This is a genomic window from Epilithonimonas sp. 33E (assembly GCF_059372615.1).
Genome location: NZ_CM182009.1, coordinates 1,803,382 through 1,820,993, shown reverse-complemented (window position 1 = coordinate 1,820,993; position 17,612 = coordinate 1,803,382). Strand labels below are relative to the sequence as shown.

The 17,612-nt window shown below is 35.9% G+C and carries 17 protein-coding genes and 1 other RNA gene; 3 read left to right on the top strand and 15 right to left on the bottom strand.

Annotated elements, in window-relative coordinates; all coding sequences use genetic code 11:
- Positions 1 to 47 precede the first annotated feature (47 nt).
- Positions 48 to 1,466 carry a sugar MFS transporter gene (locus AC5P2S_RS08365; RefSeq protein WP_494556937.1) on the bottom strand — a complete coding sequence of 473 codons (1,419 nt, stop codon included), beginning with the start codon at positions 1,464 to 1,466 and terminating at the stop codon, positions 48 to 50.
- 162 nt (positions 1,467 to 1,628) lie between these two features.
- Between AC5P2S_RS08365 and AC5P2S_RS08360 the strand changes: the two genes are divergently transcribed.
- Positions 1,629 to 2,381 carry an NUDIX hydrolase gene (locus AC5P2S_RS08360; protein ID WP_283415244.1) on the top strand — a complete coding sequence of 251 codons (753 nt, stop codon included), beginning with the start codon at positions 1,629 to 1,631 and terminating at the stop codon, positions 2,379 to 2,381.
- Positions 2,382 to 2,458: 77 nt separating this feature from the next.
- On the opposite strand, the gene AC5P2S_RS08355 is transcribed toward AC5P2S_RS08360, so the two are convergent.
- Positions 2,459 to 2,740, bottom strand: coding sequence for a FoF1 ATP synthase subunit delta/epsilon (locus AC5P2S_RS08355; protein WP_283415243.1), 282 nt, complete (start codon positions 2,738 to 2,740; stop codon positions 2,459 to 2,461).
- A 76-nt stretch (positions 2,741 to 2,816) separates the two neighbouring features.
- On the bottom strand, positions 2,817 to 4,325 hold the full coding sequence (atpD, locus tag AC5P2S_RS08350) for a F0F1 ATP synthase subunit beta (RefSeq protein ID WP_283415242.1): 1,509 nt from the start codon (positions 4,323 to 4,325) through the stop codon (positions 2,817 to 2,819).
- 160 nt (positions 4,326 to 4,485) lie between these two features.
- Here atpD and AC5P2S_RS08345 point away from each other — a divergent pair, with 160 nt between their 5' ends.
- Complete coding sequence (locus tag AC5P2S_RS08345; protein ID WP_494556936.1) at positions 4,486 to 5,412, top strand: bifunctional riboflavin kinase/FAD synthetase; 927 nt, start codon at positions 4,486 to 4,488, stop codon at positions 5,410 to 5,412.
- Between the two features lie 54 nt (positions 5,413 to 5,466).
- On the opposite strand, the gene AC5P2S_RS08340 is transcribed toward AC5P2S_RS08345, so the two are convergent.
- The 10 genes from AC5P2S_RS08340 to AC5P2S_RS08295 all read right to left on the bottom strand — a co-directional run bounded on the left by AC5P2S_RS08340 (position 5,467) and on the right by AC5P2S_RS08295 (position 15,681).
- Complete coding sequence (locus AC5P2S_RS08340; RefSeq protein WP_494556935.1) at positions 5,467 to 7,725, bottom strand: glycoside hydrolase family 3 C-terminal domain-containing protein; 2,259 nt, start codon at positions 7,723 to 7,725, stop codon at positions 5,467 to 5,469.
- Positions 7,726 to 7,887: 162 nt separating this feature from the next.
- A complete protein-coding gene (locus tag AC5P2S_RS08335; RefSeq protein WP_283415239.1) occupies positions 7,888 to 8,241 on the bottom strand; it encodes an MmcQ/YjbR family DNA-binding protein in 354 nt (117 codons plus the stop codon).
- 8 nt (positions 8,242 to 8,249) lie between these two features.
- Positions 8,250 to 8,912 (bottom strand): histidine kinase, encoded by a 663-nt coding sequence (locus AC5P2S_RS08330; protein WP_494556934.1) that lies wholly within the window; start codon positions 8,910 to 8,912, stop codon positions 8,250 to 8,252.
- Between the two features lie 86 nt (positions 8,913 to 8,998).
- Positions 8,999 to 9,721: a 3-deoxy-manno-octulosonate cytidylyltransferase gene (gene kdsB / locus AC5P2S_RS08325; protein WP_494556933.1), complete on the bottom strand. Its 723-nt coding sequence runs from the start codon at positions 9,719 to 9,721 to the stop codon at positions 8,999 to 9,001.
- 30 nt (positions 9,722 to 9,751) lie between these two features.
- Positions 9,752 to 10,108, bottom strand: a complete 357-nt coding sequence (locus AC5P2S_RS08320; RefSeq protein WP_494556932.1) for a four helix bundle protein — start codon at positions 10,106 to 10,108, stop codon at positions 9,752 to 9,754.
- Between the two features lie 23 nt (positions 10,109 to 10,131).
- Positions 10,132 to 11,385 (bottom strand): pyridoxal phosphate-dependent aminotransferase, encoded by a 1,254-nt coding sequence (locus AC5P2S_RS08315; RefSeq protein WP_494556931.1) that lies wholly within the window; start codon positions 11,383 to 11,385, stop codon positions 10,132 to 10,134.
- Positions 11,386 to 11,576: 191 nt separating this feature from the next.
- Entirely contained in the window at positions 11,577 to 13,298 is a 1,722-nt protein-coding gene (locus tag AC5P2S_RS08310; RefSeq protein ID WP_494556930.1) for a phospho-sugar mutase, read from the bottom strand.
- A 17-nt stretch (positions 13,299 to 13,315) separates the two neighbouring features.
- Positions 13,316 to 14,017 carry a GIN domain-containing protein gene (locus tag AC5P2S_RS08305; protein ID WP_494556929.1) on the bottom strand — a complete coding sequence of 234 codons (702 nt, stop codon included), beginning with the start codon at positions 14,015 to 14,017 and terminating at the stop codon, positions 13,316 to 13,318.
- Positions 14,018 to 14,023: 6 nt separating this feature from the next.
- Entirely contained in the window at positions 14,024 to 14,977 is a 954-nt protein-coding gene (locus AC5P2S_RS08300) for a glycosyltransferase family 2 protein (protein ID WP_283415232.1), read from the bottom strand.
- Positions 14,978 to 15,093: 116 nt separating this feature from the next.
- Positions 15,094 to 15,681 (bottom strand): DUF4199 domain-containing protein, encoded by a 588-nt coding sequence (locus AC5P2S_RS08295; protein WP_494556928.1) that lies wholly within the window; start codon positions 15,679 to 15,681, stop codon positions 15,094 to 15,096.
- A gap of 133 nt (positions 15,682 to 15,814) precedes the next feature.
- On the opposite strand from AC5P2S_RS08295, the gene ffs reads away from it, so the two are divergent.
- Positions 15,815 to 15,912: signal recognition particle sRNA small type (gene ffs / locus AC5P2S_RS08290), an RNA gene on the top strand.
- A gap of 71 nt (positions 15,913 to 15,983) precedes the next feature.
- Here ffs and AC5P2S_RS08285 read toward each other — a convergent pair.
- Positions 15,984 to 16,667: a metal-dependent hydrolase gene (locus tag AC5P2S_RS08285; protein WP_494556927.1), complete on the bottom strand. Its 684-nt coding sequence runs from the start codon at positions 16,665 to 16,667 to the stop codon at positions 15,984 to 15,986.
- A 14-nt stretch (positions 16,668 to 16,681) separates the two neighbouring features.
- Positions 16,682 to 17,611, bottom strand: coding sequence for a 1,4-dihydroxy-2-naphthoate octaprenyltransferase (gene menA / locus AC5P2S_RS08280; protein WP_494556926.1), 930 nt, complete (start codon positions 17,609 to 17,611; stop codon positions 16,682 to 16,684).
- Position 17,612: the final 1 nt, after the last annotated feature.

Here is a 17,612-nt window from a genome sequence, read left to right as displayed (position 1 = left end):
AAAAACCTGCTCAAAAGCAGGTTTTTCATTTATATAAAGCAAAAATTTTAATGTCCAGACTTAGCATCGGCATCTTGTTTCACATGACTTAAATATTTAGTACAATACGCACCAAAAATCAAAATCACCAGATAACAGAACACAGGAATCACAAAGGAATGCTGAACGCCGAAAACATCCGCCAGATAACCCTGGAAAATAGGAACAATAGCTCCTCCCAAGATAGCCATTACAACTAAAGAAGATCCTTGGCTCGTATATTTTCCTAAACCTGAAATTGCCAACGTATAAATATTAGAGAACATGATCGAGTTGAAGATCCCGATTCCTAAGATGCTGTACATTGCCAATGCGCCGTGATTCAGCATCGCTGAAATTAATAAGACAACGTTCACTGCAGCAAAGATAGATAACGTTCTCGCCGGAGCAGATCTTCCTACGAAGAATGCTACGAAATTCAAAGCTATAAATGCAAGGAAAAAGCTAATCTGTGAAAATGTAAGATCAACAATGCTGAAAATCACTAAAAATACCGCTGCAGCTGCACCCAGCATATACAAAGCTTTTTTACTCTGGCTGATGGAATGATTCAGTGAAATTGCACCTAAGAAACGCCCGATCATCGCGCCTCCCCAATATAAAGAAAGGTAATTTTTACTTACTACTTCGGAAAGATTCATGACTTGTGGCTGTTCCAAAAAGCTGATGATAAAGCTTCCTACCGCCACTTCTCCGCCAACATAGCAGAACATCGCCAAAACTCCGAATTTCAAATGATTATGCTGCAAAGCACCAAAACCTTTTACCAATTCTTCACCTTTTACCTGGAAATCAGGAAGCTTAACCCGTGAGATCAATAAAGCAACCAACAAAAGGATCGCTGCAAAGATCAGATAAGGAATTTTAGTGGCTGCTGCAGAGAAAGATCCGTCCGGAGCAGAAAACAATTCGAAGATCAGATGTCCGCCCAAAACCGGCGCAATCGTTGTTCCGAAAGCATTGAAAGCCTGGGTCATATTCAGTCGGCTGGATGCGGAATCTTCCGGTCCCAAAAGAGAAACGTAAGCATTTGCGGTAATTTGTAATACCGTAAATCCTAATCCTAAAATAAATAACGCTCCTAAAAATAATGGATAAGAAGCGAAACTTGCCGCCGGATAAAACAGGACACAGCCCAAAGCCGCCAGGAAAATCCCGAAAAGAATTCCTTTTTTGTAACCTACCTTATCAATTGGGTCACCCTTGGTTGTTGAGATTAAAAAGTAAATCAGCGAGCCGATAAAATAAGCTCCGAAGAAACAAAACTGCACCAGCATCGATTCGAAGAAAGAAAGGCTGAAAAGCTGTTTCAGGTAAGGAATGAGGATATCATTCATACACGTGATGAATCCCCACATAAAAAACAAAAGGGTAATGGTAATCAGAGGAATTGTGTAATTCCTCTTAGATTGTACTTCATTCGTCATAATCATTCATTTAAAAAGTGCTAAAGATAGTCTGTTTTATTGATTAATTCTTATTTTGAGACATTATATTTCTTAAATAAATGCTATCGTTTACAATATGATTCTCCTTTGGTTGGTTAGATTTTATTAATATATTTGTAATATTGAGTTTTTGTAATAAATATGATAGATTCTAAACAACAGTTTTTAAATCAGTCCAAAGAGGCTAAAGAATTTTTTTTACCACATCTATCCGCAGACACCGTTGTTTTCGGATTTGATCAAAATGAATTGAAAGTTCTTCTTTTAAAAATGAACTACAGAAAGCAGTGGTTGTTACCCGGTGGATATATTGCAAAAGATGAAGATCTGGATGAAGCTGTTGTAAGGATACTAAAGGACAGAGCTGGCGTTACCGGTGTTTATCTTGAAGAATTTGGTGTTTTTGGGAAAAAGAACAGAAGTGAATTCTATTTTGAAGATTTTGATGAGACCTTATTTCAAAAACAAAGATTCATAACCATTGGATTTTATGCATTATACAGTGCTTCGGAATTGCACCCAATACCAGATCAATTCAGTGAAACTTGCGAATGGGTCTATCTGAGTCAGCTCCCTGAGATTGAACTGGCCATGGATCATCGGGAAATTATAGACAAAGCACTACTGACTTTAAGAGAGCGCATTTCTATTAAACCAATCGGATACAATCTGCTTCCTGAAAAGTTTACATTATCAGAATTGCAAAAGCTTTATGAGACAATTCTGGGTAAAGAACTTAACAGAGGAAATTTTTATCGTAAAATCAAGAATCTGGGTATTCTAAAAAGGCTTGATGAACAAAGACGTGGTGGTGCTCACAAAGCTCCAGATCTCTATTCTTTTGACAAAGAAAATTATAAAAAAGCTCTTCAAAATGGTTTGAGCAACTGGTAATTTTTATCATTCTATAAAACAAAAAAGAATCATTAAATAATTAATGATTCTTTTTTATTATGTGATTTTAAGGATTTTTATTCGCAAAGAATAATTCCTTTATCATTATTAAATTCTAAAACACCACTCTTAATTTCATAAGAAAAAACAGATTTAGCATCATTTTCTTTTGTAAGGTATTTTTGATAAGCAGAACCTACTTTATCTGTGTAGATCTTAACTTTACCACTTACCAAAGCAGAAACGATTGCCGCGTGGTTTTTGAATATCTGGAATTGCCCGCTTTTCCCAGGAAGAAGAATTGAATCTACCTCACCATCAAAAACAACATATTCCGGAGTTAAAATTTTTATATTCATTTTGTCAGATTAAAGAGTAAAGAGAAAAGAAAAAAGAGAACTATCTTGACTCTTTTTTCTTTATTCTATTTTCTAATTAAGCGTTCTCAGCTAACATTTTTTGTCCGGCTGCAATAGCTTCTTCGATAGTTCCTTTCAAGTTGAAAGCAGCTTCCGGATATTGATCCAATTCTCCATCGATGATCATATTGAATCCTTTGATGGTATCTTTGATATCAACCAATGATCCTGGGATACCAGTAAACTGTTCAGCAACATGGAAAGGCTGAGATAAGAATCTCTGAACTTTTCTAGCTCTGTAAACTACCAATTTATCTTCTTCTGAAAGTTCTTCCATACCAAGGATCGCAATGATATCCTGAAGAGCTTTATATCTCTGAAGAATTTCTTTTACTCTCTGAGCACAGTTGTAATGTTCTTCGCCAATGATTTCCGGCGCTAAGATTCTTGATGTAGAAGCCAAAGGATCTACTGCTGGATAAATACCTAACGAAGCGATTTTTCTATCTAGTACTGTTGTTGCGTCCAAGTGAGCAAATGTAGTTGCAGGAGCCGGGTCAGTTAAGTCATCCGCAGGTACGTAAACCGCTTGTACAGACGTAATTGAACCATTTTTAGTTGAAGTAATTCTTTCCTGCATCGCACCCATTTCAGATGCCAAAGTTGGTTGGTAACCTACCGCTGATGGCATACGACCCAAAAGTGCAGATACCTCGGAACCAGCCTGTGTGAAACGGAAGATGTTATCTACAAAGAATAGTACATCTCTACCCTGACCAGTTTCTCCACCATCTCTATAATATTCAGCTAAAGTCAAACCAGACAACGCTACTCTAGCTCTTGCTCCTGGCGGCTCATTCATCTGTCCGAAAACGAAAGCAGCTTTAGAATCTTTCATAGCTTCTAGATCTACTTTAGAAAGATCCCAACCTCCATTTTCCATAGAGTGCATGAACTCGTCACCATATTTAATAATCCCCGATTCCAACATCTCTCTCAAAAGGTCGTTCCCTTCTCTTGTTCTTTCTCCTACTCCTGCGAATACGGAAAGACCACCGTGTCCTTTTGCGATGTTGTTGATCAATTCCTGAATCAATACTGTTTTTCCTACACCAGCTCCACCGAACAACCCGATTTTACCTCCTTTTGCATAAGGCTCTACAAGGTCGATTACTTTGATCCCTGTGAAAAGAACTTCAGCAGAAGTTGATAACTGATCGAATTTTGGTGCTTCTCTGTGGATTGGCAAACCTCCTTCTTTTGACAAATTCTGGATCCCATCAATAGCATCTCCTACAACGTTGAAAAGACGACCGTTAACTTCATCACCAACCGGCATTGTAATTTGTTTACCTGTACCAGTTACTTCCTGACCTCTTTGAAGACCATCTGTAGCATCCATTGCGATACATCTTACCGTATCTTCACCAATGTGCTGCTCAACCTCTAAAACAACTTTTTCTCCATTGCTTTTAGTGATTTCTAAAGCGTCATATATTTTTGGTAATTCTTCAACTTCATTAAAAACCACGTCGATAACCGGTCCGATAATTTGTGAAATTTTTCCTTTAATTTGGTTTGCCATTACTAAATTTTTACTTGTGCGCAAAGATAATAAAAGTTTGTTAACGAGCATTGTCAGAAAAAAAGATTTTTATCATATTTGTATGACAATTTATAGCACACTATTTAGGTGTATTTTTACACAGGCAGATTTGATTACTTTTTGCCATAAAATTCAGAATTTGAAAATCATCAGAGATCTTACAGACTACCAATCTAGGATACCATTAGCATTATCTTTGGGTATGTTTGACGGTGTCCATCTGGGACATTTATCCATTATTAATAAACTAAATGAAATTGCAGAAAAAGAACATCTGGAATCTGCCATTCTAAGTTTTTGGCCACATCCAAGAAAATTTCTCAATCCGGATGATGATGTAAAAATGCTCAACACGCTGGAAGAGAAATTAGAACTTCTTGAAAAAAGCGGCATTAAGAATATCTTCTTAAAAACTTTTGATGAAGAATTCAGAAATCTGACAGGAACAGAATTTTGTGAAAAAATTTTGGTTAACAAGCTTAATGTCAAGCATATCATAATAGGTTATGATCATACATTCGGGAAAAATAAAAGCGGGAATTTTGAATTGCTGAGATCTCTTTCCAATGAATTAGGTTTTCAAGTCAATCAATTGGAAGCTGTACAAAAGAATGACTTTAATATCAGTTCTACAAAAATCAGGATAGCACTTTCGGAAGGCAGAATCAATGATGCGAATCAAATGCTGGGCTACAATTATCCTTTGACAGGAAAAGTTATTCACGGTAAAAAACTCGGTAGAACTATTGGTTACCCAACCGCAAATATTGAAGTTCCAATCAACAAGCTACTTCCTAAAAAAGGTGCTTATATTGTTGAAGTGTGGATTGACAATCAATTCTACAAAGGAATGCTGAGTATTGGAACCAATCCTACTATTGACGACAAAAATCAATCTTTACATACCGAAGTTTATATTCTGGATTTTGACCAGGATATTTATGATAAAGAAATCACTATCAAATTCCGGGATTATTTACACGATGAAATTAAGTTTGAAGGTTTGGAGAAGCTGATTGAAAGATTGGATGAAGACAAAAGATTGACTGCAGAATTTCAGTTTTAAGAAATAGGAAAGGATAGCAATTGCTATCCTTTAATTTTATATTTCCAATAAAACTTATTTCAATGTAAACTTGATTTTAGTTCTGATATCAGAAGATGAACTTCCTACCAGCGCTTCGAAATCTCCCGGTTCTGCAACCCAATCGTGTTTCACCGGATCAAAGAAACTCAATGCAGATTTATCAACTGTGATAGAAACATCTTTGGATTCACCGGCTTTCAAATAAACTTTATCAAAGCCTTTCAGTTCTTTCAAAGGTCTTGGTAAAGATGATTTCAAATCACTGATGTACAATTGCACCACTTCTGCTCCATCCACTTTACCTGTATTTTTCACATTAACTGTGAAGGTTATTTTATCATTTGCTGTCAGTTCAGATTTATCTGCTTTAACTTTTCCATATTCAAAAGTCGTGTAACTCAAACCGTGTCCAAAACTGAATAACGGTTTGATATTTTTGGTATCGTGCCAACGGTAACCAACGAAGATTCCTTCATTGTAAGTAATATTAATCGGATCTTTCAGTTCTTTTCCTTTTCCTGCAGCCAGCTCTTCTTTGTTTCCAGGATATTCTCCCAAAGCATGCGCCGAATTATCTTCTAACTTAACCGGAAAAGTGAAAGGCAATTTTCCGGAAGGATTGATATCACCAGCAAGAATTGCTGCAATGGCATGACCAGATTCTGATCCGAGATACCAAGATTGTAATACGGACGGAACTTCTTTGATCCAAGGCATTGCAACAGCATTACCGGAAACCAGGACAACGGCAAGATTTTTATTCGCTTTTGCCAAAGCTGAAATTACTGCATCCTGATTGTATGGCAAACCATAACTTTCTCTGTCCATACCTTCTGCATCCTGATGGTCACTTTTATTAAGACCTCCGACAAAAACTACGAAATCAGATTCTTTCGCCAATTTTACGGCTTCAGCAATTAATTCAGCAGAAGAACGCGTCTCTTTAAGATTTTGTCCGGATTTTACACCGTTATATTCGCCACCTACATCGCCAACATAACCTCTGGCATAAACTACTTCCGCTTGTTTTCCGAAACGTTCTTTGATGCCATCCAGTGGCAGTGTTTCATATTTCACTTTAAGAGAAGAACTTCCACCGCCAACGGTCATCATTTTGATAGCATTCTCACCTATCACGGCAATTTTTTTAGTCTTGGCTAAATTGATTGGTAATATCGCTTTTTGATTCTGAAGCAAAACAATTCCTTCAGAAGCGATCTGTTTTGCTGCAGCAATATGAGCTTCTGAAGCAATAGATCCAAAAGGCTTGTTCTTGTTCATAGATGTTTTATAAGCTAAACCGAGAACTCTTCTCACTTTGTCGTCTAACTCTTTAGTTCCGATTTTTCCGGATTTGATCAGATCCAAATAAGGTTTAGCCAGATAATAATTGTCATAAGCATTGCTTGTTCCTTTTGACAAACCATTGGTCCATGTTCCGAATTCCAAATCCAAACCATTATGAATAGCCTGATTGGTATCTAAAACTGCGCCCCAATCCGAAACTACAACACCCTTATAATCCCATTCACCTTTCAGGATATCATTCAATAAGTATTGATTGTGGCTGGCATGTTGTCCTTTATATAAATCATAAGCACCCATTATTGTCCAGGAATCACCTTCCTGAACCGCTGCTTTGAACGGTGGTAAATAAATCTCGTACAAAGCTCTATCATCAACAATCACATTACTCGAGTGTCTGAAAGTTTCCTGATTGTTCAATGCAAAATGTTTTACACTTGTAGCAACACCATTGGACTGAACACCTTTGATATAAGGAACAACCATTTGAGAGCTTAAAAACGGATCCTCTCCCATATACTCGAAGTTACGGCCATTGAGCGGAGTTCTGTAAATATTGACCCCAGGTCCCAGAATAACATCCTTTTTTCTGTATCTTGCTTCTTCACCAAGAGATTTACCGTAGATGGAAGACATATTCCTGTTCCACGTTGCCGCCAGGGCTGTCAGCGCAGGATAAGCTATAATTGAATCATTGGTCCAGCCAGCCTGATCCCATTCGTCCCAAAGCACTTCCGAACGTACACCATGAGGTCCGTCTGCAGTCCATAATTCCGGAATTCCCAATCTCGGAACTCCGTGCGAACTGAATTTGGACTGAGCATGGATAAGATTAATTTTCTCCTCCAAAGTCATCCTTGACAAAGCATCTTCAATACGTTGTTCAACAGGTTTGGAATCGTCTAAGTAAATTGGGGTTGTTTTCTGAGCGAAGCTAAAATGTGATATACAGCTAAGTACAGAAAGTAATATTATTTTTTTTATCATAAAATTCACTCTTTTCAAATAGAAATTTTCGAATGCCTAATATACAAATTATTTTATTATCTCAAAATGAGAAAATAAAAAACATAAAGGTATTAACAAGCTTAAATGTAAGACATCTTTCTTTGTTGTACATCTAATTCATTTGAATTTAAAATCAGAAAATTAACTATTCAGAATTTCTTCTCTTGATTTTTTAGTTAACGAATTAAAAACCAAATCGTAAGAATGATCAATTAATTTAAGAATCAAATCTTTTTTGAGACCTTCACAGAGAACTGAGTTCCAATGAGTTTTGTTCATATGATAAGCGCCGGAAATCTGAGGATGATTTTCACGGAGTTCTTCGCTCCATTCCGGATCAGCTTTTGCAGAGAATGTTGCAGGTTGCTTTTCTAAAGAAATTAAAAGAAACATTTTACCGCCAACCTTGAAAACCAAAGTCTCATTATCAAAAGGAAAGCCTTCTGTTACAGCTTTTTTGGATAAACAATATTCGCGGATTTCTTCAGTTTCCATTGACCAAATCAGAATTTAAAAGTATTTTTCGGTAATTCTTTGTTGATTTCGATTTTATTGATCATCATTACATAATCGCTGTCTTTTTTAGGCGAAGACGATTCGATTCTGTATGGCATTAGTAAGTTTCCAACCTTTCTGTAATCGGAATAAGTCAGGATTTCGTCTTTCTTGATTTCTCGGAACAACATATAATTTTTGACATCAAAATAATAAATGGTTTTGTTGACATTTTTCGTCAGTTCCACTTTGAAATACAATTGTTCCCCGATTTTTTCCTTGCCTAACAATTCAGCTTCAAAACCCTTGTTTTCCCAATCGATAAAGTCATTATCAAAATTTTCAGGAATGTAATCTGTGTATTGCTGGAGCTTGTTCTGAGCATAATTCATTGCATAACCATTCTTTCCGTCAAAGCCTTCAACAGGTGTTTCTTTTCCACCCATTACAATTGCTGTTTTTGTCAGATTCGGACGTTGCTGATAGATTTTAATCGGATAAGAATCATTAACTCCCAAGGTTACTCTCCCCTGTATCTGAACCGTATTCAGAAGTTTCCAATTGGTAAGACCTCCAGAGTTTTCTATGTTTTTATCGATGATATCCTTTGCCGATTGAGCAGACAAAACGATAGAAAATATAACAGAAAATATGAGGATTAATTGTTTCATTCAGAATTTTTAAGGTTGCTAAGATAAAATTTTCATTTGGCTTCTTGTCTTAAAGAACGTTAATTTTAACATTAATAACAGCTAAATTAAATCAGTTTTTTTGCCTTATCCAAATCTTCCGGCGTATCGATTCCAACGCCAATGAAATCTGTTTCGACCAATTTAATTTTCATTCCATTTTCCAAATAGCGCAGCTGTTCCAATTTTTCAGAAATTTCCAAAGGTGTCATTTCCAGAGAAGAGAATTTAATCAAAGCTTCTTTCCTGAAAGCATAAACGCCAATATGTTTGTAATATTTGACATTGTAAGTCAATTCGCGGTGAAAAGGAATTACTGAACGACTGAAATACAGCGCAAACCCATTATTATCCGTTATAGCTTTGACATTATTTGGATTTTGGATTTCCTCAGCTTCTTTTAATTGAATTTTCAATGAAGCTAAAGAAATTTCCTTTTTATCATCTCTATAAAAAACATCAATCAACTGCTTCAAAGGTTCTTTCTTGAGGAAAGGTTCATCGCCCTGAACATTAATCACAATATCACAATCGATGTTTTGAACAGCTTCCGCAATTCTGTCGCTCCCGGTTTCGTGTTCTCCTGTCATTACAGCTTTTCCGCCGTTTTTTGAAATCTCATCAAAAATCAATTCAGAATCCGTAGCGACAAAAACGTCATCAAACAAACCAGTATCGACAACATTCTGATAGGTAGTATTAATCACGGTTCTGTTCCCTAAAATCTCCATTAGTTTTCCGGGAAATCTGGTTGAATTGTAACGAGCAGGAATAACTGCGATAACTTTCATATAGTTTAATTATGAGTTATGAATTAATAGTTATGAATTGTTAGCTTTTGTCGTTTTAATAATGCTTCTCAAGATTTTCAAAATTTCAGTTGCATCATTTTTTAAATCATCAAAATCTTCTTTCTGAATATAATTGGTTTCAAATAACAAATCTATCCAATAAATAGTTTCATCACATTCTTTTTGTGCAATTGAAAGTTTATGAATAAAATCTCTTTTACTTTGGGCATTAATTCCTTCTCTGATATTAGCACCAACAGAAGTTCCCGAACGAAGTAATTGTTTTGATAAAATAAATTCTCTTTTCTCAACAGAAAACTTTTTATAAAAATTTACAATTTTGACAGCGAATTCAAAACTTTTTCTACCAACAATACTGTCACTCATAACTCATAATTAATAACTTATAACTATTTAAGATTTTCTAAAGCTCTTTGCAACTTCGGAAGACAATCCTTAATATCATCCAACGAACAGCCTCCAACAGAAGCTCTGAACCAAGGCACTGACTTATCATTTCCAAATGCTGAGAACGGGACCAAAGCCATTCCTGCATTATTAATCAGATAGAAAACCAAATCTGTAGAATTCTCGATCACTTTTCCCTCTGGAGTGGTTTTGCCCAAATAATCCAATTTTATGGTCAAATAAAGCGCACCCATTGGCGAGATACTTTCCACAGCCAATCCTTTCGATTTTAAATCTTGGATTCCTGCGTGAAGTTCTTTCAAACTTATATTCAGTTTTTGTTTGTAATCATCAAGAAATTTATCTACTGCAGAATCATCAGTTAAAAATTCAGCAACCGCTTCCTGTTCTGGTTTTGGCGCCCAAGCTCCAACGTGTGTCAAAAGAGCTTTCATTTTATCAATTACCAAACTAGGTCCGAAGCCCCAACCTACTCTAACACCTGTTGCAGCAAAACATTTAGATGTTCCGTCAACATAAATCGTGTAATCTTTCATTTCAGGGAAAAGACTTACCGGATTGTAATGGTCAGCACCAAAAGTCAACATTGCGTAGATCTGGTCATACATCAAGTAAAGAGGTTTTTTGTCTGCGCCTCTTTTTTTGTTTTCTTCCAAAACCAATTCACAAATCTCAGACAATTGCTCTTTTGTGAACATTGTTCCTGTTGGATTCAGTGGAGAACAAAGACAGAGCAAAACAGCGCCATCAACATAAGGACGAAGGTCGTCCGCTGTCGGTAAGAAATTATTTGATTCCTGGGTCTGCACTTCAACTGCATTCGCACTTGTTAAATAAGCATAATGATTATTATTCCAGGAAGGAATCGGGTAAATTACCTTGTCTCCTTCGTCAACAATTGTTTTGAAAACCGCATAAATTAAAGGTCTTGAACCAGCCGTAATCAAAATATCATTGGCTGAATAATCCAGATTCCAACGTTTTTTAAGGTCATTGCTTACGGAAGATCTTAGAGATTGTAAACCGTTTGCCGGTGGATAATTGGTCAGATTATTTTTATAAGCTTTCTCAATTCCCTGTTTCAATTCGGATGGAATTGGATAGATGTTAGAATTAAGGTCGCCAATTGTAAGATTTGAGATTTGTGCACCTTTGGCTTTCAGATCATTGACTTCATTTCCGATTTTAATGATTTCTGAACCAATCAGGTTAGATGCGAGTTTTGATACTTTCACTGAGATATTTTTTGATGTTGTTCCGGAGTGCATCCGGATTTTTACTTTTTATGATTTGCAAATTTGTTAAATGTAACAGATTAATTCAAGTTACACAACAAAAAAAGTTCTCAAAACTAAATCGCTTCAGTAATTGAGAACTTTAGGTTAAAAATATTTTGGATTATATTTCTATTCTGATAAAATTTCAATTACAGATTAAGGTCCTGTTTTACCTTCGCAATTTTCGCTTCCAACACAGGAAGTTTTGCAACAAAATCTTCTTTGGAGGTGATGCTGTCTTTTACAGAAACATAGAATTTTATTTTTGGTTCGGTTCCGGAAGGACGAACACAAACTTTAGTTCCGTCTTGAGTATAGAAAATCAATACATTAGACTTCGGAATATCGTCCATTACTCTTTTTTCGTTTTTAGAAACAACAAAACAGGTCTGTTCCTTGAAATCCTTCACTTCTTCTACAGGAGAACCAGCAATTTCTTTCGGAGGATTACTTCTGAAATCGCTCATCATTTGCGTAATTTCTTCCGCTCCTGTTCTACCCTTTCTTACGACATTAATCAAGCCTTCGTAATAGAAACCAACTTCTTTGTAGATTTCAATCATATATTCGTAAACCGTTGTTCCATTAGCTTTACACCAAGCAGCGATTTCACAGGCTGTCAGGATTGAACCACAAGAATCTTTGTCACGAACAAAATCTCCAGTCATAAAACCGAAACTTTCCTCGCCGCCGCAAATAAACTTTTCCTGACCTTCAAAATCACGAATCATCTTGCCGATCCATTTGAAACCTGTCAAACCAACCTTGCAATCCACTCCGAATTTCTCTGCAACATCAAAGAACACGTCAGAAGTTACAATGGTAGAACCAATGAACTCTTTTCCGGTGATTTTTCCTGCTTTTTTCCACTGGTCAAGAATATAATATGTTAAGATTGTATTGGTTTGATTTCCGTTCAGAAGCTGCATTTCGCCTTCAAGATTTCTAACTGCAATTCCTAGCCTGTCGCCGTCCGGGTCTGTTCCGATAACTATATCAGCATTGGTAATTCTTGCCAAATCCATTGCCATAGACAATGCTGCTGGTTCTTCCGGATTCGGGGAAGCTACGGTTGGGAAATTTCCGCTTGGAATCATCTGTTCCTTAACCAAATCCAATTTTGTAAATCCGGCTTTCTTCAATGCTTTTGGAACGGTCGTATAAGTTGTTCCGTGGATGGATGTGAAAACAATGTTTAAGTTATCTCTTCCAACATTTTGATAAAGAGAATTTTCCATACAAGCATCGATGTAAACATCATCCTGGTCTTCGCCAACCCATTCGATTAAATCATCATTTCCGTTGAATTTGATGTCCTCAAACTTAGTTGCATAAACTTCTCTGATGATATTTTCATCATCTGGCGGAACGATTTGAGCACCGTCATTCCAATATACTTTGTAACCGTTGTATTCCGGTGGGTTGTGGGAAGCTGTCAAAACGATTCCCGCGTTGCATTTTTTATCACGAACAGTGAAAGACAATTCCGGAGTTGGACGATGTTCCTTGAACAAAAGAACTTTGATTCCGTTTGCGGTCAAAACATCCGCAACAATTTTCCCGAATTCTTTCGAATTATTGCGAACGTCATAAGCAATCGCTACTTTGATTTCTTCATTTGGAAAAGATTGATGAAGATAATTAGCAAGTCCTTGAGTAGCTTGACCTAACGTATATTTATTTAAACGATTGGTTCCAACTCCCATTACACCACGCATTCCTCCTGTTCCGAATTCTAATTCCCTGTAAAAAGAATCTTCCAAATCAGGTGAATTGGAATCAATTAAAGTTTGTACGGCATTTCTGGTTTCTTCGTCAAATGCTTCTCCAAGCCAAAGTTTTGCTTTATCTAATGTTGATAATTCTGACATTATTTATAGTTTTTTGTTTAATTTAATTTCTTGTTCTCTAAAGTCGCTTTATCAGTTACTTTCAGTTTTTTCGAAGGATTTCCGTAATAAATCAATTTTGATGTATTACCGATTTTTCCTTTAATTTCTTCATCGACATTCAGTTCTGCATAATTCCCGTTCTGAGACTCTATTTCCAAATCTTTGATATACCAATACGGCGAAATAATACTCGCGGTATCTTTAATATTAAGTTTGGCTAAAGTTGTTTTTCCCAGCAGATTAGCCCGGCTTTTGTTTGCCATTTCTATCTCAGCCTTTTCCGAAATCACTGAACCGATAAATTTAGCATTATCTTTTAAATGAAGTGCAAAATTTTCAACTTTCATTTGACTTGAGATGTTAAGTTCTACAGAATCAGCTATTTTAATCACATCAAACGGAGTTTTTCCGTAAATCGTAATATTATAAAAATCAACTTTATCCGTTTCGTTTTTCTCAGAAATTGACAGATTTTTATCTTTAACTTCAATATTAAGATTATCAAAGAAACTAGGATAAGTTTCCACATTCACAAAGTTGTGTGCACTCTGAACATAAAAAACACGGAATTTTCCCTTTAAATCCAATTTATTAAACTCGGCCAATTCTACATCTTTGGATTGGATTCCGCCTTTTGGTTTTACTTTTCCGCAGGAAATGGCTGTGAAAATTAGAAATAAGTATAAATAATATTTCATTTTAAATTATATCAATTCCTCAATATGATAATTCTTATGCTCACGATTAGTCCTAATAATCAATTCGCCTAAAAATCCAGCTACAAACAATAAACTTCCCAGAATCATCATCGTCAAAGCAATGAAAAACCAAGGATTATTAGCAATCAGATTACCGTAAATTTTGAAGATATAAACATCAATCAGTTTTGAAACGCCTAGCCAAACTGCCGATAAAAACCCGATAATGAACATCAATGTTCCGGCAGCGCCGAAGAAATGCATCGGTCTCCCACCAAATCTGCTGACAAACCAAAGTGTCACCAAATCCAAAAATCCACGAACAAAACGCTCAGTCCCAAATTTTGAGGTTCCGTAAGGTCTTGCCTGATGCTGAACCGGTTTTTCGGTAATATTTCTGAAACCTGCATTAGCCGCCAAAACCGGAATATAACGATGCATATCGCCGTAAACATCAATGGATTTTACGACTTGTTTTCTGTAAGCTTTCAAACCACAATTGAAATCGTGAAGTGAAACGCCGGAAACTTTTCTGGCCGCCGCATTGAACAATTTTGATGGAATATTTTTAGTCATTACATTATCGAAACGTTTCTTTTTCCAGCCGGAAACAATATCATAATTGCCCAGAGTTACCATTTCGTACAATTCAGGAATCTCTTCCGGAAAATCTTGTAAATCTGCGTCCATTGTAATAATCACATCGCCATTGACTTTTTCGAAAGCTGCGTGAAGCGCCTGAGATTTTCCGTAGTTCTTAGAAAATTTAATCCCATGAATCTGTGGATGTTGGATTTTCAAATTTTCAATAATGGACCAGGACAAATCCGTACTTCCGTCATCGATGAACCAGACTTCGTAAGATAATTTGTTATCTCGGCAAACGTTGTCGATTCGGGTGAACAACTCTTCCAGAGAGTCTTGCTCGTTAAGTAATGGGACAATTATAGAAAGATTCATTTTTTTATAAAAGATGTTAGATGTTAGATTTTAGATATTAGATTTTATAATCTTAGGGATAAATGATTAATTTAATAATTTAAAAAGAGCCCCATAATTATTTATTATCCAACATCTTACTCGTATCGTTTTTTATTTTTCAAAAAGCCAGCAATGATAATAGACAAAAGTAAATAAAATAGTAAAAATCCACCAAAAACAGCAGACAAAAATTGGAAAGAAAAATAATTGCGGTTCTCTTTCTGAGCTGCTACTCTAGCTTCTTTGGCATTTTTATAATCTGTTTCCAGCTCTTTGATTTTAGTTTGGTCCTTCAGATTCGCTGCTTCCAATTTTTTCTGTTCATAAGCTACATCCAGATTATCCAATTCGGTTTGGATGTATTGATGACTCAGCATATCTCTAGCATCGGTATCAACATAATTCAGAAATACGAAAATAGACAGCATTGAAAGAAATCCACCAACGAACAGTGTCACAAAAGATTGTTTAAAAGCCTGCGGATAAGTGATTTTATCTTTTCCACGAAGCCAAAGCACAGAAATAAATCCACCAAACACGTAAAGAAATGTCATTCCAAAAGCATTGACTCTCATCGTCGTGTTCCAATAATTGGCGTCTGCAAAAAAGTAATAAACAACGAAGAACACTAACATTGTCGCTAAAAATAAACCAAAGCCAACGGCTACAGGATTTTTTGTCATAATTTTATTTTTCTAAAAAAATTGAAAATTTTTAATTCTGAGAATCAGTTTTTTAAAATCATAATTATATAATTAGTCTTAATATCCTGTATGTCTCATTTTTTAATTCAATATTAAATTTTTATCTTTGCACCGGCAAGTCCTAAACAACCAGCTCCTGAGAATCCTCCAGGGTGGGAACGCAGCAAAGGTAATCGGTTGTAGCGGTGTGATTTAGGTAGCTTGCCATTTTTTGTATCTATACATCAAGAAATTCTGAGATTAAGTGATTTAGAAATTATTTAATCTCAGAATTTTTTTAATTAAAATTCGAACTCCTCGCCTAGTTTTGGTAAAGTAAACTCGATGTTCTTATCTGAGAAATGCTTTTTCGCATCATCGTGATTGATTTCAATCGGTGGAAAAGTATCAAAATGACAACCAATAACTTTAGGGGTTTTCAATAATTCTGATGCTGCAAAAGCGGCTTTTCTAGGACACATCGTATAATGTTTCCCAACCGGAAGGATGGATAAGTCCAAAGTTCCGAAAACCTGCGGAAACAAGCTCATTTCTGAAGTTACACCTGTATCTCCGGCCAGATATAAATTTCTTTTATCCTCAAATCTGAAAATATATCCTGCTGCCAAACCGCCATAACTTCCGTCTGGGAAAGAACTTGTGTGTAAAGCAGGAACCATAGAAATCTTCAAACCTTCCAATTTTGCAGAACCTCCGAAATTGATATCGATATTATTGGAATGTCCAAAATAACCACAGATCTCTGGTTGTCCAATTACAGTTGCATCAGGATGATTTTCAAGAACTTCTTTCACATCAGCGATATGGTCGCCGTGCGCATGTGTAATCAACACATAATCAATTTTCTGAGCTTTGATATCAAAACCGGATTGCTCTTTCTGGTAGTTGTAAAAAGGATCGGAAAGAATCGTTTTCCCGTTATACGTGAACAAAAAACAGTTTTGTCCTAAGAATTTTATTTTCATTTTTATTCGATTTATTAATTAACAAAATTAAGTCCGACAGCCGTTAAGACAGCCATCATAAGAGTTAAGATTCCCACCTGTTTTAAGAAGGGATCAAGTAATTTTGGTTCTTTGATTTGCATAATGGTTCTTCTTAATTTCATAAAAGGAAATATCAGAATCATCACAATGAATGGGTAGTAATTTCTCTGATCCTGAGCAAAATTGATCATCAGGAACATCAGCATCAAAAGGATTGGTAACTGTAATAAAATAATCTCATAAATCATGGCTTTTTTATAGCCTAATCTCAGCGCAAAAGTTTTCTTTCCGGACAATTCATCATTTACTATATCTCTCATATTATTGAGATTAAGAACGGCCATACTCAGCATTCCGATTGCAGAAGCCGGAATCAGAATATCATAATCAAAGGTTTTTGTAAACAGGAAATAACTGCCGCAAACTGAAACCAAGCCGAAAAATACGAACACAAAAATATCACCTAATCCCAAATATCCGTAAGGTTTTTTACCTACCGTGTAACCAATTGCAGCTAAAATGCAGGCAACTCCTAACCCTATAAAAATCCAGAATTCTTTGATATAATCAGGATAAAAAGCTACATACAATAGAGTAACAGTTGCAGCAAAAGACAGAACCGATAATAAAATTACAGCATTTTTCATTTGATTTGCTGTGATTTTTCCGGAGGCTACCGCTCTTTGCTCAGCTTCTCCTATTCTGTTTTTATCTGTTCCTTTCACCCCATCACCATAATCATTAGCAAAATTGGAAAGGATTTGATATAATAATGTTACGAGAAGTGCCAGAGTAAAGATTCTCCAATCCCAAGTTCCTCCATTCTCAGAAAGTCTCCATTTTGCAATGAAACTCCCCATAATAATTCCACTCAAAGAAAGTGGTAATGTCCGCAGCCGGGCTGCCTTTATCCAATTAGTCATT